Origin of the sequence: Nesterenkonia sp., assembly GCF_029265375.1 — a bacterium.
Classification (GTDB): Bacteria; Actinomycetota; Actinomycetes; order Actinomycetales; family Micrococcaceae; genus Nesterenkonia.
In genome coordinates this window covers 32,944-54,813 of the sequence record NZ_JAJUJJ010000011.1, presented here as the reverse complement: position 1 = coordinate 54,813, position 21,870 = coordinate 32,944, and the positions used below count along the sequence as shown (strand labels likewise).

The 21,870-nt window shown below is 65.1% G+C and carries 22 protein-coding genes, 2 tRNA genes and 1 pseudogene; 15 read left to right on the top strand and 10 right to left on the bottom strand.

Annotation, left to right across the window (positions count from 1 at the left end):
* Window positions 1–24: 24 nt before the first annotated feature.
* The 5 genes from Q1K09_RS06365 to rpmH form a co-directional block, all read right to left on the bottom strand.
* The gene (locus tag Q1K09_RS06365; RefSeq protein WP_300344075.1) at window positions 25–645 is read right to left on the bottom strand and encodes a R3H domain-containing nucleic acid-binding protein; all 621 of its coding nucleotides are present in this window, start codon (window positions 643–645) and stop codon (window positions 25–27) included.
* The gene (gene yidC, locus Q1K09_RS06360; protein ID WP_300344074.1) at window positions 642–1,622 is read right to left on the bottom strand and encodes a membrane protein insertase YidC; all 981 of its coding nucleotides are present in this window, start codon (window positions 1,620–1,622) and stop codon (window positions 642–644) included. Before yidC ends, Q1K09_RS06365 begins: the two co-directional genes overlap by 4 nt.
* Before the next feature lie 176 nt (window positions 1,623–1,798).
* On the bottom strand, window positions 1,799–2,251 hold the full coding sequence (gene yidD / locus Q1K09_RS06355) for a membrane protein insertion efficiency factor YidD (RefSeq protein ID WP_366909094.1): 453 nt from the start codon (window positions 2,249–2,251) through the stop codon (window positions 1,799–1,801).
* The gene (rnpA, locus tag Q1K09_RS06350) at window positions 2,248–2,721 is read right to left on the bottom strand and encodes a ribonuclease P protein component (protein ID WP_300344073.1); all 474 of its coding nucleotides are present in this window, start codon (window positions 2,719–2,721) and stop codon (window positions 2,248–2,250) included. The genes yidD and rnpA overlap by 4 nt, the downstream gene beginning before the upstream one ends.
* Window positions 2,722–2,796: 75 nt before the next feature.
* Window positions 2,797–2,934, bottom strand: coding sequence for a 50S ribosomal protein L34 (gene rpmH, locus Q1K09_RS06345; protein ID WP_300344072.1), 138 nt, complete (start codon window positions 2,932–2,934; stop codon window positions 2,797–2,799).
* Window positions 2,935–3,171: 237 nt separating this feature from the next.
* Here rpmH and Q1K09_RS06340 point away from each other — a divergent pair, with 237 nt between their 5' ends.
* The 14 genes from Q1K09_RS06340 (at window position 3,172) to Q1K09_RS06275 (ending at window position 18,268) form a co-directional block, all read left to right on the top strand.
* Window positions 3,172–3,954 carry a TetR family transcriptional regulator gene (locus Q1K09_RS06340; protein ID WP_300344071.1) on the top strand — a complete coding sequence of 261 codons (783 nt, stop codon included), beginning with the start codon at window positions 3,172–3,174 and terminating at the stop codon, window positions 3,952–3,954.
* Window positions 3,951–4,889 carry an ABC transporter ATP-binding protein gene (locus Q1K09_RS06335; RefSeq protein WP_300344070.1) on the top strand — a complete coding sequence of 313 codons (939 nt, stop codon included), beginning with the start codon at window positions 3,951–3,953 and terminating at the stop codon, window positions 4,887–4,889. Before Q1K09_RS06340 ends, Q1K09_RS06335 begins: the two co-directional genes overlap by 4 nt.
* Window positions 4,889–6,544 carry a hypothetical protein gene (locus tag Q1K09_RS06330; RefSeq protein WP_300344068.1) on the top strand — a complete coding sequence of 552 codons (1,656 nt, stop codon included), beginning with the start codon at window positions 4,889–4,891 and terminating at the stop codon, window positions 6,542–6,544. Before Q1K09_RS06335 ends, Q1K09_RS06330 begins: the two co-directional genes overlap by 1 nt.
* Before the next feature lie 147 nt (window positions 6,545–6,691).
* Window positions 6,692–6,931 (top strand): NINE protein, encoded by a 240-nt coding sequence (locus Q1K09_RS06325; protein ID WP_300344067.1) that lies wholly within the window; start codon window positions 6,692–6,694, stop codon window positions 6,929–6,931.
* Window positions 6,932–7,051: 120 nt separating this feature from the next.
* Window positions 7,052–8,614, top strand: coding sequence for a chromosomal replication initiator protein DnaA (dnaA, locus tag Q1K09_RS06320; protein ID WP_366909091.1), 1,563 nt, complete (start codon window positions 7,052–7,054; stop codon window positions 8,612–8,614).
* Between the two features lie 608 nt (window positions 8,615–9,222).
* Window positions 9,223–10,350 carry a DNA polymerase III subunit beta gene (gene dnaN, locus Q1K09_RS06315; protein WP_300344115.1) on the top strand — a complete coding sequence of 376 codons (1,128 nt, stop codon included), beginning with the start codon at window positions 9,223–9,225 and terminating at the stop codon, window positions 10,348–10,350.
* An 18-nt stretch (window positions 10,351–10,368) separates the two neighbouring features.
* Window positions 10,369–11,595 (top strand): DNA replication/repair protein RecF, encoded by a 1,227-nt coding sequence (gene recF, locus Q1K09_RS06310; protein ID WP_300344066.1) that lies wholly within the window; start codon window positions 10,369–10,371, stop codon window positions 11,593–11,595.
* Window positions 11,588–12,151 (top strand): DciA family protein, encoded by a 564-nt coding sequence (locus Q1K09_RS06305; RefSeq protein ID WP_300344065.1) that lies wholly within the window; start codon window positions 11,588–11,590, stop codon window positions 12,149–12,151. Before recF ends, Q1K09_RS06305 begins: the two co-directional genes overlap by 8 nt.
* Before the next feature lie 261 nt (window positions 12,152–12,412).
* Window positions 12,413–14,482, top strand: a complete 2,070-nt coding sequence (gene gyrB, locus Q1K09_RS06300; RefSeq protein ID WP_300344064.1) for a DNA topoisomerase (ATP-hydrolyzing) subunit B — start codon at window positions 12,413–12,415, stop codon at window positions 14,480–14,482.
* 53 nt (window positions 14,483–14,535) lie between these two features.
* Window positions 14,536–17,151 (top strand): DNA gyrase subunit A, encoded by a 2,616-nt coding sequence (gyrA, locus tag Q1K09_RS06295; protein WP_300344063.1) that lies wholly within the window; start codon window positions 14,536–14,538, stop codon window positions 17,149–17,151.
* Window positions 17,152–17,211: 60 nt separating this feature from the next.
* Window positions 17,212–17,874 (top strand): DUF3566 domain-containing protein, encoded by a 663-nt coding sequence (locus Q1K09_RS06290; RefSeq protein ID WP_300344061.1) that lies wholly within the window; start codon window positions 17,212–17,214, stop codon window positions 17,872–17,874.
* Window positions 17,875–17,945: 71 nt separating this feature from the next.
* A tRNA-Ile gene (locus Q1K09_RS06285) sits at window positions 17,946–18,019 on the top strand.
* Window positions 18,020–18,059: 40 nt separating this feature from the next.
* Window positions 18,060–18,179 carry a DLW-39 family protein gene (locus tag Q1K09_RS06280; RefSeq protein ID WP_300344059.1) on the top strand — a complete coding sequence of 40 codons (120 nt, stop codon included), beginning with the start codon at window positions 18,060–18,062 and terminating at the stop codon, window positions 18,177–18,179.
* Window positions 18,180–18,195: 16 nt separating this feature from the next.
* Window positions 18,196–18,268 (top strand) — tRNA-Ala (locus Q1K09_RS06275).
* Window positions 18,269–18,439: 171 nt separating this feature from the next.
* Here the strand turns inward: Q1K09_RS06275 and Q1K09_RS06270 are convergent.
* From Q1K09_RS06270 to Q1K09_RS06260, 3 genes and pseudogenes are all read right to left on the bottom strand, one after another.
* Window positions 18,440–18,679 (bottom strand): annotated as a pseudogene (locus Q1K09_RS06270) (type II toxin-antitoxin system RelE/ParE family toxin); the annotation flags it as partial.
* Window positions 18,680–18,721: 42 nt separating this feature from the next.
* On the bottom strand, window positions 18,722–18,907 hold the full coding sequence (locus tag Q1K09_RS06265; protein ID WP_300344058.1) for a hypothetical protein: 186 nt from the start codon (window positions 18,905–18,907) through the stop codon (window positions 18,722–18,724).
* A gap of 179 nt (window positions 18,908–19,086) precedes the next feature.
* Window positions 19,087–19,989 carry an amidohydrolase family protein gene (locus tag Q1K09_RS06260; RefSeq protein ID WP_300344057.1) on the bottom strand — a complete coding sequence of 301 codons (903 nt, stop codon included), beginning with the start codon at window positions 19,987–19,989 and terminating at the stop codon, window positions 19,087–19,089.
* 79 nt (window positions 19,990–20,068) lie between these two features.
* Here Q1K09_RS06260 and Q1K09_RS06255 point away from each other — a divergent pair, with 79 nt between their 5' ends.
* Window positions 20,069–21,073, top strand: a complete 1,005-nt coding sequence (locus tag Q1K09_RS06255; protein WP_366909107.1) for an MFS transporter — start codon at window positions 20,069–20,071, stop codon at window positions 21,071–21,073.
* A gap of 47 nt (window positions 21,074–21,120) precedes the next feature.
* On the opposite strand, the gene Q1K09_RS06250 is transcribed toward Q1K09_RS06255, so the two are convergent.
* Both Q1K09_RS06250 and Q1K09_RS06245 read right to left on the bottom strand, forming a co-directional pair.
* Entirely contained in the window at window positions 21,121–21,471 is a 351-nt protein-coding gene (locus Q1K09_RS06250; protein WP_300344056.1) for a VOC family protein, read from the bottom strand.
* Between the two features lie 11 nt (window positions 21,472–21,482).
* Entirely contained in the window at window positions 21,483–21,845 is a 363-nt protein-coding gene (locus tag Q1K09_RS06245) for a dihydrofolate reductase family protein (RefSeq protein ID WP_300344113.1), read from the bottom strand.
* Window positions 21,846–21,870 lie beyond the last annotated feature (25 nt).

Here is a 21,870-nt window from a genome sequence, read left to right as displayed (position 1 = left end):
GTCCTGTGCGGCTCACACGCCCACCTAGTCCGTGCTCACCACAACGTGGCGGCGCTTGCCCTCGCCCTCAGACTCAGAGACCAAACCGGCTTCGGCCACAAAGTCGTGGACAATCTTGCGCTCAAAGGCGCTCATCGGCTCCAGGTGCACCTCGTCTCCGGTCTCCCGGGCCTTGGTCACTGCGTCCTCGGCGATCTTCTTCAGCTGGTCATTGCGCTGGGCGCGGTAGCCGTTGATGTCGAGCACCAACCGGGTCCGGTTGCCGGTCGCGGTCAGCACTGCCAGGCGGGTCAGCTCCTGGAGGGCGTCCAGCACCTCGCCCTTGGAGCCGACCAGGTCCTGCAGCTCTTCGCTGCCGGCTTCAGCCTGGATGGAGATGAAGGTCCGCTCCCCGCGGATCTCAATTTCGATATCCCCGTCGAGATCGACAATGTCCAGAAGCTCTTCCAGATAGTCGGCGGCGATATCGCCCTCGTCGCTGCCGGTGTCGTCGCCTTCCGGCTCTGGGCCGTCGGCCTGCTCCTGCGGCTGGTGCTGCGCGACCTGTCCATCGGCGTCCTGGTTCTCCACCAGGCGGGCCTCCTCCGGGGCTGCGGTCTCGTTGCCGGCCTCGACAACGTCCTCAGATGTGGTGTTTTCGCTCATCGGCGTCCCTTTTTCTTCTTTTTCTTCTTCTTCGGCTGTGCGGTGTGCCCCTTGTGCTGGCCGCTGGGCTTCTGCGCCTCTTCGCGAGCCTTGCGGGCCTCTTCACCCACCGGCGGCAGTCCCTTGGCCGCGCGCCGCAGGTTCAGCTCCTTCTCCGCCAGGGAGCCCGGCGTCGGGTTGTTGCGGATGACCCACCACTGCTGGCCGAGGGTCCAGAAGTTGGTTGCGGTCCAGTAGATCAGCACGCCGACGGGGAAGTTCACGCCGCCGACGACGAACACCAGCGGCAGCACGTAGAGCATCATCTTCTGGGTCTGGGCGAACTGTCCCTGCAGCGCCGCCTCAGACATGTTCTTGCTCATCAGCTGCTTCTGGGTGAAGAACTGGGCGCCGACCATCATCACGATCATCACCGAGGTCAGCACCAGCACATTGACTTCGGCGGGGTCGGACTGGACGGCCGGCAGGAAGATATCGGCCATACCGACTCCGAAGATGTCGGAGCTGGAGAACCCGACGACCTCCTGCGGGCTCAGCGCGTAGTAGCCATCAGTCTGATACTCACCGTTGGTTCGGCCGATGCGGTTCAGCATCCAGAACAGGGCGAAGAAGATCGGCATCTGCGCCAGGATCGGCAGGCAGGTCATGAAGGGATTGACCTTGTGCTTCTTGAACAGCGCCTGCTGCTCGGCCGCCTGCTGCTGCCGGGAGACCGGGTCCTTCTTGCCCTTGTACTTGGCCTGCAGCTTCTGAATCTCCGGCTGGATGATCTGCATCCCGCGCTGGGACTTGATCTGCCGGACGAACAGCGGGATCAGAATGATCCGCACCACCAGCACCAGCAGGACGATGGAGATGGTCCAGTTCCAGCCTGAATCGGTGGGCAGCCCAAGCATAGAGAGCACGCTGTGGAACATGCTCAGAATGAAGGACACGGCCCAGCTGAAGGGCCACATAATCGCGTCTAGGAAAGCCATTGATCTCTCAGGGTGTCAGGCCGGGCGCAGCGGTCCCTGAGGACGACGGCGATCGCAGCTCCCGTGCGAGGAACTGGATCACCGCCTCAGGAACAGAGGGGGTGCCCGGCACGCAAGGCACGTAAAAATCCAGCCTTAAGGGTACTTGATGTCACTGGAAGCCTGTGAATCGAGTCTCAGGCGCCGTCGTCGGGATCCATCGGCGGGTGGTTGAGCCGCACAATCTCCGGGACCTCGCTGCACCGCCAGAGACGCCCAGATGCGGGCACATGATCGATGCCGCCGCTGCTGAACGGATTGCAGCGCAGGATCCTCCACAGGGTCAGAGCTGCGCCGCGCAGCAGCCCGTGCACCGTGACGGCCTCCAGGCCGTAGGCGGAGCAGGAGGGGTAGTAGGTGCACACCTGGCCGTAGAGCGGGGAGACGATGCGGCGCCACAGGGTGATGAAACCGATGAGAATCCACGACGGCGCCCGGCGGATCGGACCCCAGCGGTGCCGGCGCAGCTGCTCGGGGTTCGGCTGGGACCAGGGGAGGCCGGGGGTCTGCCCGGGCGGCACATAGAAGTCACGGTGGCTGACCCACGGGTCCTCGGGCGGCGGCTGATCCGGAACACCGGGGCTGCTCACCGGGACTGCTCCGCCCCGCTGCTCAGACTCTTCTGGCGTGCGGCGACCTGCCTGCTGCGGTAATCGGTGCCGGGGTTCTGCCGGCCCGCAGCCTTCTTCAGCGCCCGCCGCAGGGCTGAGGCCGTGTCCTGACGCAGATTCCGATGATCGGCCGAGGGCGCCTCGGACAGGGCTCGGAGCACGATCTGGGTATGCCGGCCCTCCGGGAGGCTCACCTGACCTGCCTCGATCAGCTCCCGGACAATGTGGCGCAGCCGGCGCGTGGTGCGATGCCGCACCACCGCATTTCCCACTGCTTTGGACACGATGAATCCGCACTGCCATCCCGCAGATGGTGCGGCTGGGTTGCTGCTCTGCGCCGGCGTGATCAGCACGGCGGCAACCACAGTGCTGGTGCCGGCCCGGGCACCACCGCGCATCACCGCGGAGAACTCCTTCGGTGAGGTCAGCCGGTGGCGCGCAGGGAGCATGGCCTGGGTCGTCTCAGACAGAAACGACCCGCCACCGGCCAGAAGCCGGGACGGGCCGCAGGTGTTCGCGTGGCCTCAGGCAGACAGCGACTTGCGCCCGCGGTTGCGACGTGCCGAGATGATGGAGCGGCCGGCACGGGTGCGCATACGGGAACGGAAGCCGTGCTTGCGGCTGCGACGGCGATTGCTCGGCTGGAAAGTCCGCTTGCTCACTGTGTACTCCCAAAGTGATGGATGTGAAGTCTTGATTGCTCTGGTGCGCCGCCCGAGGGCGCGCAAGGTCAGCAGAGCGACCTGTCAACACTACGCGCCGCATCCGCGCCAGGTCAAATCGGCATACCTCGCCGCGGGGTCCTGCCCGGCCCTCTGCCCTCGCTCACAGAACCTCAGTGCTGAACGGCGTGCCCGCCGCGTTCAGCCCGACAGCGCACGCACGCTTGGAGGCCACCTGTGGTGTACACCTACGGAGCAACCCGCTCCCGTCGCGGACACGAGTCCCAGGAGACTCCTGCACCGCGCACCGCCGCCGAGTCAGGGAACTCATCAGCGCCGGCGCCGGAGCGGATCCTGCAGGCAGCCATCCATCTCTACGGCGAGCACGGATTCGATCGCGTCACCATCAAAGAGATTGCTCGTCACGCCGGGGTCTCGGCTCCTCTGGTGATCCACCACTTCGGGTCCAAGGCCGGGCTGCGCAAAGCCTGCGATGAGCATGCCGCAGAGCAGTTCCGCGAGGCCAAGACCGAGGGGGTCCACCATCAGGGGCCGATGCCGCGCAACTATGTCTATGAGGCGCTGCGGACCAACCGTCCGCTGATCAAGTATCTGGTCAGGGCCTTCGCCGTCGGCGGGCCGGAGATGGACCAGCTGTTCGACCGGCTCATCGAGGACTCGCTGGAGTACACCGCGGAGGCAGAGGAGCTCGGCCTGGTCTACCCCAGCGCCAATCCCCGCAACCGCGCAGCAGTGCTGCTGCTGCAGCAGTTCGGCTCGCTGATGCTGCACCGCCAGATGAAGCGGCAGCTGGACTTCGACCCGCTGGAGGACGAACCCGAGGCTGCGGGCCCGTACTGGGAGACCGTCATCGAGCTCTACACCCGGCCGGTGATCAACCCGGACATCTTCGGCGAACTGCTGCAGGCCCAGCAGGAGACCACCGACGGCAGCACCGCCACCCCGACCGACGTCGACAGCGTCCATAACCCGGACACCACGAAAGGAACTGAACGGTGAGCGAGAACCCTCCGGTCATCTATGCGCAGGATCTGGTCAAGCAGTTCGGATCCGTGCGCGCGCTGGACAACCTCAGCCTGAGCATCGCTCCCGGAGAGGTGCACGGCTTTCTGGGGCCCAACGGCTCCGGCAAGTCCACCACCATGCGGGTGCTGCTGGGTCTGCTGCGCCCTGACTCCGGCACGGTGAACCTCTTCGGCCGCGATCCGTGGCGCGACGCAGTCGAGCTGCACAAACGGCTGGCCTATGTCCCGGGCGACGTCGAGCTCTGGCCCAACCTCACCGGCGGTGAGGTCATCGATATGTTCCTGCGCCTGCGCGGCAGCTATAACCGGTCTCGCCGCGATGAGCTGATCGAGAGGTTCGACCTGGACCCGCGGAAGAAGACCCGCACCTACTCCAAGGGCAACCGCCAGAAGGTGGCACTGATCTCCGCCCTCGCCGCCGACGTCGACCTGCTGCTGCTGGATGAGCCCACCGCCGGGCTGGATCCGCTGATGGAAGTGGTCTTCCAGCAGGTCATCAAGGAAGCGGCCAGCAATGGACACTCCGTGCTGCTCTCCAGCCACATATTGGCCCAGGTGGAGGCGCTGTCGGACCGCATCTCCATCATCCGGGCCGGCCATATCGTCGAGTCGGGGACGCTCTCGGAGCTGCGCCATATGACCCGAACCACCATTGAAGCCGAGACGGCGCAGCCGGCAGGATTCCTGGGGGAGCTCGACGGCGTCCATGATGCGCGCAGCGAGGGCGAACGGACAGTCTTCGAGGTCGACGGCGAGCACGTCCAGCAGGTGATGGACCGTCTGGCGCCGCTGGGCATCCGCTCGATCGTGGCGCATCCGCCCACGCTGGAGCAGCTGCTGATGCGTCACTACGGCGATGACCTGCACGGCCGCGGCGTCGAGGACGCCACTGCGAAGAAGGTGTCCTGATGAGCTCCACTGCGACTGTCTCTGCACGGCACGCCCCCAGCCCGGAAGCCAGCGAGTCAACCCTGCACGACACCTGGACCCTTCTGAGGTTCATGCTGCGCCGGGACAGGATTCGGCTGACCCTGTGGGTCCTGGGCATCGGGGTAATGGCCTTCTACTTCGCCAACGCGATCCAAGGCATCGCCGAGGATGAGGCGGAGCTGGCTCAGATGGCCGGAATGTTCACCGACCCCGTAGGCAGGCTGATGACCGGCCCCGCCTTCGGCATGGACGAGCCGACCTTCGAACGGTTCTTCTCCGCCGGGTACGTGCTGTTCATCTACATCCTCATCGCGCTGATGAGCGTCTTCACTCTGGTGCGGCATACCCGCGCGGAGGAGCAGACGGGGCGGGCGGAGCTCGTCCGGGCCAATGTGGTGGGCCGCCACGCCACACTGACAGCGGCGCTGCTGCTGGTGGCCGCCGCCAATGCGGCCACGGCGGTATTGGTCTGCCTGGCTGCGCTGGTCGGCGGCTTCGATCCGGCTGGAACAGTGCTGGTGGCCGCCGCTGGGGCCGGCGTTGGGCTGTTCTTCTCCGGTGCGGCCGCGATCACCGCTCAGCTGAGCGAATCGTCCCGCGGTGCTTCCGGAATGGCCGGGGGTCTGATCGGGCTGTCCTACGTCATCCGTATGGGCGGAGACATGGCCGAACAGGGCGGCAACGCCCTGTCCTGGTTCTCTCCGCTGGGCTGGTCCCAGCAGACGGCTCCCTATGTGGAGGACCGGTGGGGTCCGGTGCTGCTGCTGATCGGCGGCGCCGCACTCCTGGTGCTGCTCGGCTACTGGCTGAGCACCAAGCGCGATGTGGGCGCCAGCCTGATGCCCACCCGGCCGGGTCGGCGCGATGCTCGCCCGGCGCTGGGCACCCCGGTGGGCGTGGCCGCGCGGGTGCTGCGCGGCGGCCTGCGGGCCTGGGGCATCGCCCTGGTGCTCTCCGGAATGATGTTCGGCGGGTACGCCCAAGCTCTGGTGGATGCCGCAGGTGATCTACCCGAGGAGTTCGCCCAGATCTTCACCGGCGAATCCATCATGCTCGGCTATATGGCCTGTATGGCCGTGTTCATGGCGCTGTTCACCGCAGCGGCAGGCGTCAGCGCCCTCACACAGATGCGGGGGGAGGAGGTTCGCGGACGAGCCGAGCTGACACTGTCCGCGCCCGTGGGACGCACCGGTTGGCTGGCCGCACATCTGAGTGTGCTGCTGGTGGGTCTGGCGCTCATCCTGGTGCTTGTGGGTCTGGGGACTGCCGCCGCCGCGGTAGCGGTGCTGGAAGACGACGGCGACTACTTCGGCGAGCTGCTGTTGGCCACCATCCACCAGGGACCAGCCGTGCTCGCAGTGGTGGGAATCGTCGTCGCGCTCTTCGGCTGGTTCCCGCGCGCTGCGTCACTGGTCGGCTGGCTGATCATCGGCTACTGCGCTTTCATGACCAATTTCGGCCGGCTGCTGGAGGTCCCCGAGCTGATGCACGATGCGAACCTCTTCGGGCACCTGGCGGAGTACCCGGTGGAGGAGGTCAGCTGGACGCCGGTGCTGGTGCTGACCGGTCTGGGTCTGGTCGGCATCCTGATCGGTTTTGTGGGGTGGAACCGCCGGGAGATCAACCGGGCCTAACCGATCCAGGCGACCGTCAGTCCCTGCTGCTGGCCGGCAGCTCCGATCCAGGGGCGTCCGGCCAGCAGCGGACTGCAGAGCTGGCACCCGGGCTGGCTGCGAAACCGGCAGCCCCGCCGCAGCGTCACGCGCCTGTAGACTCGGACTATGGCATATCCCCGACCGTATGACGGCCCGCAGAAGGATCCCGGCATTGCGCTGGTGCTGACCATTTTAGGGTTCTTCTTCGTGGCAGGTCTGCAGTACTTCTATCTGGGGAAGCACCTCAAAGGCCTGCTGTTTCTGCTGACCATCGGATTCCTCTATATCGGCACCATCATTTCGCTGTTCACCATCGGCGGCGCCACCCGTAAGGTCAATCGCGAGCGCGCCCTGGGACTGCGATAAGTCACCTCACCCGCTGAGCGCCGGTTTCCCACAGGTGCGGGCACTTATCCACAGATGTTGTGGAATACTGTTCGAACAATCTGAACCGTGCCCGACCACCGAACCATCAGGGGGAGCAGCGTGTCCGCTGAGTCCGACGCCACCGTGTCCGTGAAATGGCAGCAGGTGCTCACCGAGCTGCGCGAGCACCACGGCATCACCGGGCTGAAGCTCACCGATATGGGCCGCGCCGTTCCGCAGTCCGAGCAGCTCATCGGCGACACCCTGCTGCTTGCCGTACCCCATGAGCGGGTGCGCAAACTGATGCAGTCCCAGCTGCAGGCGGAGCTGTCGGACGCCCTGCGCAGCGTCTTCGGCCGCGACATTCTGGTCGCCTATGTGATCGATCCAGACCTGGACAAGCAGCAGGCCCAGGCCAGCCGCGGGACCACCGAGGAGACGCTCTCTGCCGCTGAGACCCCTTCCCCCGCTGTGGAGAGCCCTGCCGCCTCTGCCCCGTCTCCGGGCGGCAGCGACACCCCGCTTCCGCCCCACCCGGTGCCGGACCGCAGCACCGCCGTCCCCTACCCGGCCGGCTCTGCCGAGCGCGGCCCGTCTGCCGGTGCGCAGCAGTCGGTCCCGGCGTCGATCGGTCCGGAGGGCGGAAGCTTCGAGACCTCACGGCTGAATCCGCGCTACACGTTCGAGACCTTTGTCATCGGCTCCTCGAACCGCTTCGCCCACGCGGCTGCCAATGCTGTGGCTGAAGCTCCGGCGAAGGCGTACAACCCGCTGTTCATCTACGGCGACTCCGGCCTGGGCAAGACCCACCTGCTCCACGCCATCGGCCACTACGCCCAGCGCCTCTACAGCGGCATCAGGGTCCGGTACGTGAACTCTGAGGAGTTCACCAATGACTTCATCAATTCCATCCGCGACGACGAAGGCGCCAGCTTCAAGCATCTCTACCGCAATGTGGACATCCTGCTGCTGGACGATATCCAGTTCCTCGCGGACAAGGAACGTACCGTGGAGGAGTTCTTCCACACCTTCAACACCCTCTACAACAACAATAAGCAGGTGGTCATCACCTCTGATGAGCCGCCCAAGCAGCTCTCCGGATTCGAAGAGCGGCTGCGCTCCCGGTTCGAATGGGGCCTGATCACAGATATTCAGCCGCCTGACCTGGAGACCCGCATCGCCATTCTGCGCAAGAAGGCCAATGCGGAGAACTTCTCATGCCCCGACGACGTCCTGGAATACATCGGCTCGAAGATCTCCACCAATATTCGCGAGCTGGAGGGAGCGCTGATCCGCGTGACCGCCTACGCGGCACTGAACAAGCAGGAAGTGGACCTGCCGCTGGCTGAGCAGGTCATGCGCGATCTGATCTCCGATGACAATGCACAGGAGATCACGGCGGAGAAGATCATCGACGCCACTGCGGAGTACTACGGCTTCACCGTCGATGAGCTGACCTCCAAGTCGCGCAACCGCACTCTGGTCACCGCCCGTCAGATCGCCATGTATCTGCTGCGGGAGCTGACTGAGATGTCCCTGCCGAAGATCGGACAGGCCCTCGGCGGACGTGACCACACCACCGTGATCTACGCCGAGCGCAAGATCCGCGAACTGATGGCCGAGCGCCGAGCGGTGTTCAACCAGGTCACCGAGCTGACCAACAAGATCAAGCAGGGCCGCTGACTCTGGTGACCCTCCGGTTGCAGGAGCATGTCAAACTCGTCGCTGACAGGTGTGGGCAGCGGTTCTGTGCACATCTCACACGCATGTAGTTCCGCGCCATCAGCGGAGACGCTGCCGACAGCCCGCAGCGTCTTCCACAGTTTTCCCCACATATCCACAGGCAGCGGTGAAGTTTCTCCACCACGCTTCCCACACCTGTGGATAACTCGGTGGATTATGTGAGGACGACACACCGGTTTCCTGTGGAGTCACCCGCCTCATGTGGGGAGATCCGCCTCAGCATGCTCAGAATCCTCCCCGTGTGATTTACAGCCCCACCGTTTCTCCTCCACCGTGGTCCTCACAGGCTCGACGGCGGCATCAGCGACCAGCAGCCGGTTATCCACAGAATCCACACCCGTTACTACCACTTCTGTCCTTCTTCTCCGACATGCTTCTGCACAAACAACAGTCCGCCCTCCGACGCTGCGCGGTCTCAAGATGTTGTGGTTCACCCCCGGACTTTCGGCCTATCTAGTGTTCGGGGTAAGCTCATGCCTCAGCAGACACGGCACCTCAGGGTGCTTGACATTGCACAGATCGACGATCGACGACTCGAGGAGACCGCAGTGCAGTTCACCGTTGACCGTGACGTTTTGTCCGAGGCGGTCTCCTGGACTGCACGATCCCTCTCACCGCGTCCTCCGGCACCGGTGCTCTCCGGGCTGCTGATCACCGCCGAGGACCAGATCGTCACCATCTCCAGCTTCGACTACGAGGTCTCCGCACAGCTGCACATCGAAGCCGACGTCGCAGCCGAGGGGACGGTGCTGGTCTCCGGCCGACTGCTCAATGACATCGTCAAAGCTCTGCCGAACGCCCCGGTGACCCTCTCGCTGGAGGAGTCCAAGGTGGTCGTCACCTGCCGGTCATCCACCTTCACTCTGACCACGATGCCGGTGGATGAGTATCCGGATCTCCCGGCGCAGCCCGAGGCTGCAGGAACTGTGGACGGCTCGGTCTTCGCCCGTGCGGTCTCGCAGGTCACCACAGCGGCAGCAAAGGACGACACTCTGCCGATCCTGCCCTGTGTGAAGCTGGAGTTCGAAGGCGACACCATCACCTTCCTGGCCACCGACCGGTATCGGCTGGCCATGCGGGAGATCACCTGGAGTCCCGCCGAGCCCAGCATCTCCACCTCCCTGCTGATCAAAGCCAAGACGCTCAACGACGTGGCCAAATCCCTGGCCGGAGGCGGGGACCTGTCCCTGGCCATGTCCGAATCCGAGAATCTGGTCGGCTTCTCCTCCGGCGGCCGGCGGACCACCAGCGTGCTGGTCGACGGCGAATACCCCAAGATCCGGCAGCTCTTCCCGGAGGAGACACCCATCAACGCGGTGGTCAGCACTGCTGAGCTGATCGAGGCATCGCGCCGGGTCTCCCTGGTCTCCGAGCGCAACGGGCATGTGCGCCTGCAGTTCACCGAGGACAACCGGGTCACGCTCGACGCCGGAGTAGATGACAACGCCTCGGCCTCTGAAGTCATCGAGGCCCAGCTCAGCGGCGAACCGATCACAGTGGGCTTCAACCCCACCTACCTGAACGAAGGTCTCAACGTCATCGACACCGAGTACCTGCGCTTCTCCTTCGTCTCAGCTCCCAAACCGGCCATGATCACCGGGCAGGAGTCCCCCGAGGGTGAGAACTCCACCGATTTCCGGTATCTGCTGATGCCGGTGCGTCTGCTCAACCAGTGATGGAAGGAGCCGAATCCCATGCGGCTCTCCCAACTGGTCCTGCAGAACTTCCGCAGCTATCACGAAGCTGATCTGGCCCTGCAGCCCGGCCCCAATGTGCTGCTGGGATACAACGGCGTCGGCAAGACCAACATTGCCGAGGCCATCGGCTATCTCAGCTCGCTGTCCTCCCACCGCGTGCCCCATGACCCTCCGCTGATCCGCCACGGGGCATCGCAGGCGATCCTTCGGGCCCAAGCCCACCGAGGCAGCCAGGAGGCCTACCTGGAGGTGGAGATCAATCCGGGCCGGGCCAACCGGGCGCGGATCAACCGCGGCGCCCCGGTGCGGTCCACTGAGATCCTGGGCATCCTGCGCAGCGTGCTCTTCGCTCCGGAGGACTTGGAGCTGATCAAAGGATCCCCCTCCGTGCGCCGCCGGCTCTTCGACACCCTGGCCGTTCAGATGCGCCCGGCTCTGGGAGCGCTGCGCCAGGAGTATGAGAAGGTGCTGCGCCAGCGCAACGCGCTGCTGAAGTCCATCCGCCATGAGGGCTTCACCCCCACCCATGAGTCCACCCTGGAGGTCTGGGACCAGCAGCTGGCCACTACCGGTGCACGGCTGCTGAAGACCCGTCTGGAGATGCTGGCGGCTCTGCGCCCGCATGTGGCAGAGGCTTACCATGAGCTCTCCGAATCAGTGCGCACCGCGCGGATGAGCTATCTGAGTTCGCTGACCGGTCATGACGAGGACGCCGAGCACGCGCAGACCGACCCTGCTGAGTCCTCCCCCCTGGAGTCCGCCGCAGCGGAGGAGCTCGCCGAGCAGCTGCTGGCGGCGCTGCGCGCAGCCCGGAAGAAGGAGCGTGAACGCGGCATCACTCTGGTGGGACCTCACCGGGACGATGTCCACTTCAGCCTGGATGCCACCCCGGTGAAGGGATACGCCTCCCACGGAGAGACCTGGTCCTTCGCCCTGGCCCTGCGTCTGGCCACCTACCGAGTCATGCTCGATGACGACCCGGCCGCCGGTGCGGAGCCGATCCTGATCCTCGACGACGTCTTCGCCGAGCTCGACGCCAGACGCCGACGCCGGCTGGCACAGCTGGCCACCGGAGCCGAGCAGCTGATCGTCACCGCGGCAGTCGACGACGACGTGCCCGAGCAGCTGCTGGCCAATGCCTACCGTGTGGAGTCGGCCGATCAGCTCAGCAGCGTGGTGCCGCTCTCCGGCTCTGAGTCCACCACGGGACCCAGTGATGATTGAGGATCCGCAGAGCCGTCAGACAGCTGATGAGCCGGAGGACGCAGCCACTGTGCTGTTCCACCGGCTCCGCAAGGCTGCCCAGGAGCAGGGATACCGCCGGCTGGCACGGCCCCCGCGAGGCTCCTCGCTGAGCACGGATCCCCGTGCCACCGCCCGGGCAGCCAAGGACGACGGCGCTGAGCGGCGGGAGGCGGATCTGCGCGATCCCAGGCCCCTGGGCGCTGCGGTGAAGGGTCTGATCCGAACTCGGGGATGGAGCGCACCGGTAGCGGTCGGCTCGGTGATCAGCCGCTGGGAGCAGCTGGTGGGAGCAGCCATTGCGGAGCACTGCACACCGGAGCGATTCGAAGACGGCGTGGTCACAGTGGTGTGCGACTCCACCGCCTGGGCGACCAACCTGAAGCTGATGAAGCCGCAGCTGATGGAGGTCTTCGCCCGGGAACTCGGCGCCGGAATCGTCACAGAGATCGAGATCCGCGGACCCCAGGCTCCCAGCTGGAAGAAGGGCGGCTACAGCGTCCGCGGCGGACGCGGACCCCGCGACACCTACGGGTGAAACTGCCGCCGCGCCGGCGCGCAGCGGACTCGCGGGCAGAAAACGGCGATATGCCGGGCTGGGGGGCGGGGAGATGATCTCCGCCCCATGAGTCAATCCCCGGATCGCTCCCAGAGGCCTTCGCCGGTCTCCTGGGGCATCATGGTGCCTCGCTTGGCGCAGAAAAATGCGGAAATCAGCGTACTACCCGGTAGACTGTGGACAGATGCTGACCATGGCGCCGCTGCAGTGCGCCATCATCCCGAGGAGACGATCCACCTGGTGACAGAACAGGGTACGTACGGTGCCAGTGACATCACGGTCCTAGAAGGTCTGGAGGCAGTCCGCAAACGCCCCGGAATGTACATCGGCTCCACCGGTGAGCGGGGCCTGCACCATCTGGTATACGAGGTGGTCGACAATTCAGTCGACGAGGCGCTGGCCGGCTACTGCTCCCATATTCAGGTGACGCTGCAGAACGACGGCGGCGTGCGAGTCGAGGACGACGGACGCGGAATCCCGGTGGACATGCACCCCAGCGAAGGCATGCCCACTGTGGAGGTCGTGATGACCGTGCTGCACGCCGGAGGCAAATTCGGCGGCGGAGGATACGCAGTCTCCGGAGGTCTCCACGGTGTGGGCATCTCAGTGGTCAACGCGCTCTCACGCAAAGTCGAGACCACTGTCCGCCGGCAGGGCCACGAATGGCGCATCGCCTTCGCCGAGGGCGGGAAGACCACCCAGCCGCTGACCAAGGGCGCCGAGACGCAGCAGACCGGAACCACCCAGGTCTTCTATCCGGACCCGGAGATCTTCGACAGCGTCGAGTTCAGCTTTGAGACCCTGCGCGCCCGCTTCCAGCAGATGGCATTCCTCAACAAGGGCCTGCGCATCACCCTGCGTGACGAGCGGCAGATCGAAGACAACGTCGTCGTCGAAGATGAGATCGCCGAGCACCATGAGGACTCTGCCGAGCTTGCCGAGGGCCAGGTGCCCGAGCCGGCCGAGCCCGGCCAGCATGAGGAGGCCTTCGCGGAGACCTCCAAGGGGCGGGTGGTGGTCTATCAGTACGACCACGGGCTGCTGGACTACGTCAACCACCTGAACTCCGCGAAGAAGGCCGACACCGTCCACGAGGACGTCATCGCCTTCGAAGCCGAGGATGACCAGCGCGGCATTGCCGCAGAGATGGCCATGCAGTGGACGCTGACCTACTCCGAGTCGGTCCACACCTACGCCAACACGATCAACACCCATGAGGGCGGCACGCATGAAGAGGGCTTCCGCTCCGCGCTGACCTCGCTGATCAACCGCTACGCCCGGGAGAAGGGCCTGCTGAAGGAGAAGGAGGACAACCTCACCGGCGAAGACATCCGCGAAGGTCTCACCGCAGTGATCTCCGTGAAGCTGTCCGAGCCCCAGTTCGAAGGTCAGACCAAGACCAAGCTGGGCAACTCCGAGGCCCGCGGATTCGTCCACGGAGTGGTCAACGAGCATCTGGGCGACTGGCTGGAGCGCAACCCCGGGCCGGCCAAGGACATCATCCGCAAGGCTCAGTCAGCAGCCCAGGCGCGGCTGGCTGCCCGCAAGGCCCGCGAACAGGCCCGCCGGAAGTCCCCTCTGGAGACCTTCGGGATGCCCGGCAAGCTTGCCGACTGCTCCTCCAAGGACCCCTCCGAGTCGGAGATCTACCTGGTGGAGGGCGACTCCGCCGGCGGCTCAGCCAAACGCGGACGCAATCCGCGCACCCAGGCGATCCTGCCGCTGCGCGGCAAGATCCTCAACGTCGAGCGCGCCCGGCTGGACAAGGCCCTGAACAACCAGGAGGTCCAGTCGATGATCACCGCCTTCGGCACCGGCATCGGCGAGGAGTTCGACATCGCCAAGCTGCGCTACCACAAGATCGTGCTGATGGCCGACGCCGATGTGGACGGCCAGCACATCACCACGCTGATGCTGACCCTGCTGTTCCGCTATATGCGGCCGCTGATCGAGCACGGCTACGTCTTCCTGGCCCAGCCGCCGCTGTACAAGATCAAATGGTCCAACGGGGACCCTGACTACGTCTTCACCGACGCCGAGCGGGACGAAGCACTGGCCGCCGGCCGCGCCGCCGGACGCAAGCTGCCCAAGGAGCTGGGCATCCAGCGCTACAAGGGTCTGGGCGAGATGGACTACTCCGAGCTGTGGGAGACCACTATGGACCCGCAGAACCGCACGCTGCTGCAGGTCTCCATGGAGGATGCCGCCGCGGCGGACGAAATCTTCGCCATCCTGATGGGCGAGGACGTGGAGTCCCGGCGCAGCTTCATCCAGCAGAACGCCAAGGACGTCCGGTTCCTGGACATCTGAACCCCGCCGTCGTCGTCGTACGTGTTGAGCACAGCTGAGAGAGAACTTCACTGATGAGCGAGAACCTGCCCCCCGAGGGATCTGAGCAGACCCCCGATCTCCCCCCTGCTGATGTGGCTGCGGCCCTCTCCGACCGGGTCCGTCAGGTGGACCTGCAGACGGAGATGAAGCGGTCCTACCTGGACTACGCCATGGCGGTGATCGTCGGGCGTGCGCTGCCGGATGTGCGCGACGGCCTGAAGCCGGTCCACCGCCGGGTGCTCTACGCGATGTACGACGGCGGCTACCGCCCGGACCGCAGCTTCAACAAATGCGCGCGTGTGGTCGGGGACGTGATGGGCAACTACCACCCGCACGGCGACTCGGCCATCTACGATGCCTTGGCCCGGCTCATCCAGGACTGGGTGATGCGCTATCCGTTGGCCGCCGGTCAGGGCAACTTCGGAAACCCGGGCGACGACGGCCCCGCAGCTCCGCGATACACCGAGACCAAGATGGCTCCGCTGGCCATGGAGATGGTCCGGGATATCAATGAGAACACCGTCGACTTCCAGGACAACTACGACGGCAAGCAGCAGGAGCCGGTGGTCCTGCCCTCCCGGTTCCCCAACCTGCTGGTCAACGGCTCCTCCGGCATCGCGGTGGGTATGGCCACGAATATTCCGCCGCACAACCTGCGTGAGGTGGCCGAGGGCGTCAAGTGGTACCTGGCCAATCCGCAGGCCAGCCGCGAGGAGCTGCTGGAGGCTCTGCTGGAGCGGATCAAGGGCCCCGATTTCCCCACCGGCGCCCAGATCCTGGGCACCAAGGGCATCGAAGAGGCCTACCGCACCGGCCGCGGGTCGATCACCATGCGCGCGGTGGTTAATGTGGAGGAGATCGCCGGCCGCACCTGCCTGGTGGTCACTGAGCTGCCATACCACGCCAATCCGGACCGGCTGGCGGTGAAGATCGCCGAGCTGGTCAAGGACGGCAAGGTCGCCGGGATCGCCGAGATCCGCGATGAGTCCTCCGGACGCACCGGACAGCGCCTGGTCATTGTGCTCAAGCGCGATGCAGTGGCCAAGGTGGTGCTGAACAATCTGTACAAGCACACCTCGCTGCAGGAGAACTTCTCCGCCAATATGCTCGCCCTGGTGGACGGGGTGCCGCGAACCCTCAGCCTGGACGCCTTCATCCACCACTGGGTCACCCACCAAATGGACGTCATCGTCCGGCGCACCCGGTTCCGGCTGGAGAAGGCCGAGCGCGAGGCCCACATCAAGGTGGGCCTGCTCAAGGCCCTGGACGATCTGGACCGGGTGATCTCCACCATCCGCGAGTCCTCCACAGTGGAGGTGGCCCGGCAGAACCTGAAGGCCCTGCTGGAGATCGACGACGATCAGGCCCAGGCCATCCTGGACATGCAGCTGCGCAAGCTGGCCGCACTGGAGCGTCAGCGTCTCCAGGAGGAGTACGACGAGCTGATGAGCATGATCGCCGACTTCAAGGAGATCCTGGCCTCCGAGGACCGTCAGCGCCAGATCATCGGCGATGAGCTGGACGGCATTGTCGAGCGCCACGGAGATGAGCGCCGCACCCACGTGCTGCGCGGCTACGACGCCGATATGTCCATGGAGGACCTCATTCCGGAGGAGGACGTGGTCGTCTCCATCACCCGCGACGGCTACGTCAAACGCACCAGAATCGACAATTTCCGCGCCCAGAACCGCGGCGGAAAGGGAGTGCGCGGCGCTCAGCTGCGCGCCGAGGACGTGGTGGAGCACTTCTTCGTCACCACCACCCACCAGTGGATTCTGTTCTTCACCAACCTGGGCCGGGTCTACCGCACCAAGTGCTATGACCTCATGGAAGCCGGCCGCGACTCCAAGGGCCAGCATGTGGCCAATGTGGTGGCCTTCCAGCCCGATGAGCACATCGCTGGGGTGCTGACCCTGAAGAGCTATGACGACGCCGACTACCTGGTGCTGGCCACCAAGGGCGGCCTGGTGAAGAAGACCCGGCTGCGCGACTACGACTCCCCGCGCCAGGCCGGAGTGATCGCCATCAACCTGCGCGAGGACGACGAGTTGGTCTCTGCCAAACTCATCTCCGCCCAGGATGATCTGATGCTGGTCTCCCGCAGGGGGCAGTCGCTGCGGTTCACCGCCACCGATGAGGCGCTGCGGCCCATGGGCCGGGCCACCTCCGGGGTGACGGGTATGAAGTTCCGCGAGGACGACGAGCTGCTCACCGCCGACGTCGTCACCGAGGACTCCTACGTCTTTGTCGTCACCGAGGGCGGCTACGCCAAACGGACCCATGTGGACGAGTACCGGATCCAGGGTCGCGGCGGACTGGGCATCAAGGTCGGCAAGTTCGTGGAGGACCGCGGCAACCTGGTCGGGGCGATGATCGTGGAGGAGGACGACGAAGTCCTGGTGGTCATGAGCTCGGGGAACGTGGTGCGCTCGTCAGTCTCCGGCGTTCCGCCTCGCGGACGCGACACCATGGGTGTCATCTTCGCCAAACCGCGGAAGAATGACCGGATCCTGAAGGTCGCCAAGTCCTCCGGAGCCACCCTGGCCGCCACCGGCGAGGACACGGAAGGCCACAGCAGTGACCAGGCCACAGACGAGACCCAGGTCACGCCTGAAGCTGAGGTTCAGGAATCTGGAAGCTCCGAGTAGTTCCATGCAGTACCGTGGTCTGACGATGAACAAGACTTTCTCTCCCCATGGAGGTCAACTGTGAGCGCAAGCAACGGCGGCCAGGGAAGCCAGTCCGGCTCGTCGCAGGGAACCGGCCGCTTCCCGGCGCCGCGGCCCCGCGCCTCCCAGCCCACGGAGACGATTGCTGCAGCTAAGCCCGGTGCAGGCACCCAGACAGCTCCGAGGCCCCGCCCGCGTCCCCACGCCCCCGGCGGCCAGCAGCGCGCTGGCGGCGGCCGTCCGGCGGCCCGCCCGCAGCCGCGCCCCGGCTCGGCCCAGCGTCCGGCCGGCAGGCCCCAGCCTCACCTGGTGCGCCCGACTCCCAAGGCGAAGGTGCGCAAGGCCCGGCTTCTGGTCTCCAAGGTGGACCCGTGGTCAGTGTTGAAAATGAGCTTCCTGCTGTCGGTGGCCCTGGGCATTATGACGGTGGTCTGTGCGGTGACTCTGTGGTCAGCTATGGACATCACCGGTATCTTCGGCCGGGTCAATGATCTGGCCAGCCAGGTGCTCGGCTCAGAGGACGGCGGCCCGGCCTTCGCCATCGAAGAGTTGGTGACGGTGGGTCAGGTGGCCTCCTTCGCCACTATCATCGCGGTGATCAACGTGGTGCTGCTCACGGTGCTGTCCATGCTCTCGGCGGTGCTCTACAACCTGTCGGCCTCACTGGTCGGAGGTATCGGAGTCACCCTCACAGACGACTGAGTTGTTGCCTGCCGAGGTACTGGTGTAATGTGTAGTGGTCGCTCTTCGGAGTGTCCCCTTGAAGAGGTTTCGGGCGTATAGCTCAGGCGGTTAGAGCGTCACACTGATAATGTGAAGGTCCGTGGTTCAAGTCCACGTACGCCCACTCGTTCACTCGCCCACGGTGTGGGCGCTGGGAAGGTTCTATGAAACGTCTGCTCCTCACCGCTGCCGCGGTCGCCGGATTCCTGGCGTATCGCGAATGGAAGCGCTCCGAGGAGACTAGGCAGGTCTGGGACCAAGCCACCGACTCCGTCAGGAGCTGAGTGAACAACCCTGCACGGGGGCATGGCGCAATTGGTAGCGCATCTGCTTTGCAAGCAGAGGGTTAGGGGTTCGAGTCCCCTTGCCTCCACAATTTTGGATGTATTTGAACACCGACATCGGCAGACGCCGAAGAAGGTGTCAGGCCGGCGAACGGTTCAGAGAGCCGGGCCATCTCCCTTTCGTCTTCGTGTATCTCGATGCCGGTGGTCAGCGCCTGGTTGGCTAGTCGTTTGTCTTGATCGCGCGTTGCCGTCGGAGGCTAGTCGTCGTAGATGCTGTTGCGGGGCCCTGCGTCCACGATCAGAACAACCAGCTTCTCGTCCCGGATGTCACAGACGACTCGCCAGCCGCCCTGGCGGTAGGACCACAGTCCTGCTTTATTCGCCGTCAGCGGCTTGCCTCGGTCGCGGGGGTTCTCCAGCTCAGCAACTTCGTCCAGGTACTTCTTGATCCGACTCAGGACAGGCTTATTCAGCTTCCTGAGGGCCTTCTCTGCCTTGTTGGTGTACTCGAAGGTTCACCACTTTGCTTCTTCGGCCACTCAGACGGTGCTCTCGTGCTCGTCCTCGGCGGTGACGCCCAGCTCGTCCCAGAGGTCACTCAGGGGCTTGGTCTCCAGCTCACCGCGACGGGCGGCCTCAGCATCACGCTCCAGGCCGTAGACGTACTCGGTCTCTTCCAGGTGCTCCTCCAGGGTGCGCACCAGGTAGTAGGACTTAGTGCGCATAACACCCTCTCCCGCTCAGTGCAGGATGGACGGAACATGTTTACGTTGTGGGTAAGGAACGGATGCCATAACCATCCTGCCGGTTGTTATGGGATACTGATCCAAATCATAAAATTCGGGAGCAGGTTTATGGGTTCGCACGCATGCTGGCCCTCACTGCAGTACCAACAGCGCAGACGTCAGACGCCGTCGCTGAGGCCCATGAGCCGGGCGCCGTTGCGCCAGAGCACGTGGCGCAGCCACTGATCCCCCAGGCCCAGCCTCACCAGCGCCTCCACCTGGTCAGCATAGGGGTGGGGAATATTGGGAAAGTCGCTGCCCAGCACGATCTTGTCCCGGAGTTCTGCCAGTCGCGCTCTGTAGCCCGCCGGCACTGGGGCGAGTGATTCGGCAAAGTCGGTGAACGCCAGGGTGGTATCCAAGTGGACGCCGTCGTACTGTTCGGCCAGGTCGGCGAACTCGTGATATTCCGGCATCCCCATATGAGCAATGACCAGCACCAGGCTCGGGTGGTCGTCAAGCAGCCGGGCAATAGGCTCAGCGCCGGTGTGCTGTCCCCGCAGCGGGGCTGAGCCTGCGTGGATCACCACCGGGATCTGCTGATCCGCCAGCTGGCCCCACACCGGGTCCAGGAGCCGATCAGTCGGGTCGTACTCGCCAACCTGCACGTGGGCCTTGAACAGCCGGGCTCCTGCCTGCACAGCCTGACGCACCACCTCGGCGGCGCCGGGTTCGGGGTAGAACGTGGCGCAGCGCAGCACATCGCTGTGCTCGTTCGCGAACTGGGCGTTCCACTGGTTCAGCCAGTCGGCCATGCCCGGCTTGTGAGGGTAGGTCAGGGCCGGTACCGCACGCAGTCCCAGGCGGCGCAGATGCCTCAGCCGCTGCAGCCCAGGCCAGCGGTAGCGGATGGGCCAGGGGGTGCCGTAGGACTGCTCAGCCTGGTCAAAGTAGTTCCACACCTTCTGCTGCATCCTCTCGGGCAGAAAGTGAACATGGATATCGGCCAGCCCAGGAAGTCCCAGCTGACGCACGAACTTGGGCACACGATCATCGGCCGCCGGGGAGGAGAAGTCCGTCACGTGCTACATGCTAGATGTAGGCTCGCCTCAGGCCACCAGCAGCTAGGAGCCCCCGTCATGGCGGAGCCCGCCGACCCCGCTGATCTGGACACATCTGGGAGCTGCGCTCGGGATGCTTGCCGTACCGCTGCTGGCGCTGACCGGACACCTCACTCTGCCGCTGCTGGCCGTGGCGCTCTTCGCCGTCGGCGTGCTCAGCGTCTTCAGCGCGGCCGCAGAGCAGTCCATCATTCCGGATCTGGTGCCGCGGCCGCTGCTGGTCACCGCCAATGCGCGGTTCGGACAGTCCGGAACAGTGGCCCAAACCTCGGGGCCGGCCGTGGGCGGCGCACTGGTGAGCTGGATCTCCGCGCCGGCGACCCTTCTCATCGCCGCCCTGAGCCACCTGGCGGCAGCACTGCTGATGACCACCGTCCAGGTGCAGGAACGGCGAACAGATGGACCGGCAGGATCCAGAGTCCTCCGCAGCATCGGCCAGGGGCTGGCTTTCGTCTACCGTCACCGCACGCTTGCCCCGCTGGGGATCTCCACCCACATATGGTTCATCGCCAACAGCGCGGCAATGACGGTCTTCGCGCTCTACGCGCTGCGCGAGCTGGGGCTCAGTCCCGTTCTCTACGGCGTGATGCTGGCCTGCGTGGGCGTGGGCGTGGGCGGACTCTTGGGTGCTTTCTGCGCTCCGGCTGCGGTTCGGCGGCTGGGCGAAGGACGCACCATCCTGATCGGAAAGACCATCACCCCATTGGCGTGGATCGGCGTGGCCCTGGTGCCCCACGCCGAACCCTGGGCTGTGGTGTGTTTGGCCGGGGCCAAGATGCTCTATGGATTCAGCATCGGCTTCGAAGATCCGGCGGAACTGGGGTACCGGCAGGCGGTCACCGCACCGTCGATGCTCGGACGGCTCAATGCCACGATGCGCTCGGCCAACCGGACTATGGCCGTGGTGGGGTCGCTGCTGGGCGGAGTGTTGGCCGGACTGCTGGGTTACCGGGTCACCATCTGGTGGATGATCCTGATCTTTGCGGTCGCCGTCGTCGTGGTGCTTGCCACTCCGCTGCGCACAGCCCGCGCGCCGCAGGACTGAGTACATGCGGTCGCTTGGGTGAGTTCGTCCATGTGGCGTACACCGCCTCAGGCCTCTGGTGGAGCGGCCAGAGCGATACGGTTTCCGTCTGGATCGCGGATCACTACGTGGCGCACTCCGTTGCTGTAGGTCTCCACGGGGTCCCGGTCGGATTGGACCGCATCCACGCGCGTCAGGATGCGGTCCAGGCCGCGCACTTCCATGGTCACCTCACCGCCGCCTGCCCGGCCCGGCTCCTGCCGGCTCACCAGCCATGCTGACTCGCTGATCATCCACATCAGTTCATCGCCGATCACCTGATCGGCGGGTCGGTTGAAAAGGACCTCATACCAGCTGCTCGAGGCCTTCTGGTCGGTGACCGAGAAGACGGTGAACAGCGCGGTCATCTCTGCGGTCATGCTGGCCTCGCTCAGGTGGTGGGATCGGAGGCGCACTGCGGCGCTCCGGCCGGCCGGTAGGTCTGCGGGACGATGCCCCGGCAGAAAGCATGTGTCTTGAGGAGTTCGAGAGCCAGATCGGGGCCGTCCTGCGGGAACAGGTGGTCGCCCTGACCGACGATCACCGGGACCACGAGCAGAGTGAGCTCGTCGACGAGATCGTTCGCAAGCAGCCAACGGGTCAGAGCACCGCTGCCGTGCACCTGCAGTTCGCCCTCGGACCCGCTCTTCAGGCTGCGAAGAGATGCAGCTATGTCACCGGACACCACGGTCGTATTCGCCCAGCTCGGCTCGGTGAGCGTCGTGGAGACGACGTACTTGCGCCGGGTATTCAGCGCGTTGGAAATGAGGTTATCCCCT

What these genes read in the sequence shown, in the direction of transcription:
- Q1K09_RS06280 (WP_300344059.1), top strand. Translation starts at nt 18,060, where the DNA reads ATGAAACGTCTGCTCCTCACCGCTGCCGCGGTCGCCGGATTCCTGGCG.
- gyrA (WP_300344063.1), top strand. Translation starts at nt 14,536, where the DNA reads ATGAGCGAGAACCTGCCCCCCGAGGGATCTGAGCAGACCCCCGATCTC.
- yidC (WP_300344074.1), bottom strand. Translation starts at nt 1,622, where the DNA reads ATGGCTTTCCTAGACGCGATTATGTGGCCCTTCAGCTGGGCCGTGTCC.
- Q1K09_RS06325 (WP_300344067.1), top strand. Translation starts at nt 6,692, where the DNA reads ATGGCATATCCCCGACCGTATGACGGCCCGCAGAAGGATCCCGGCATT.
- recF (WP_300344066.1), top strand. Translation starts at nt 10,369, where the DNA reads ATGCGGCTCTCCCAACTGGTCCTGCAGAACTTCCGCAGCTATCACGAA.
- rnpA (WP_300344073.1), bottom strand. Translation starts at nt 2,721, where the DNA reads ATGCTCCCTGCGCGCCACCGGCTGACCTCACCGAAGGAGTTCTCCGCG.
- Q1K09_RS06365 (WP_300344075.1), bottom strand. Translation starts at nt 645, where the DNA reads ATGAGCGAAAACACCACATCTGAGGACGTTGTCGAGGCCGGCAACGAG.
- Q1K09_RS06305 (WP_300344065.1), top strand. Translation starts at nt 11,588, where the DNA reads ATGATTGAGGATCCGCAGAGCCGTCAGACAGCTGATGAGCCGGAGGAC.
- Q1K09_RS06265 (WP_300344058.1), bottom strand. Translation starts at nt 18,907, where the DNA reads ATGCGCACTAAGTCCTACTACCTGGTGCGCACCCTGGAGGAGCACCTG.
- Q1K09_RS06330 (WP_300344068.1), top strand. Translation starts at nt 4,889, where the DNA reads ATGAGCTCCACTGCGACTGTCTCTGCACGGCACGCCCCCAGCCCGGAA.
- Q1K09_RS06250 (WP_300344056.1), bottom strand. Translation starts at nt 21,471, where the DNA reads ATGACCGCAGAGATGACCGCGCTGTTCACCGTCTTCTCGGTCACCGAC.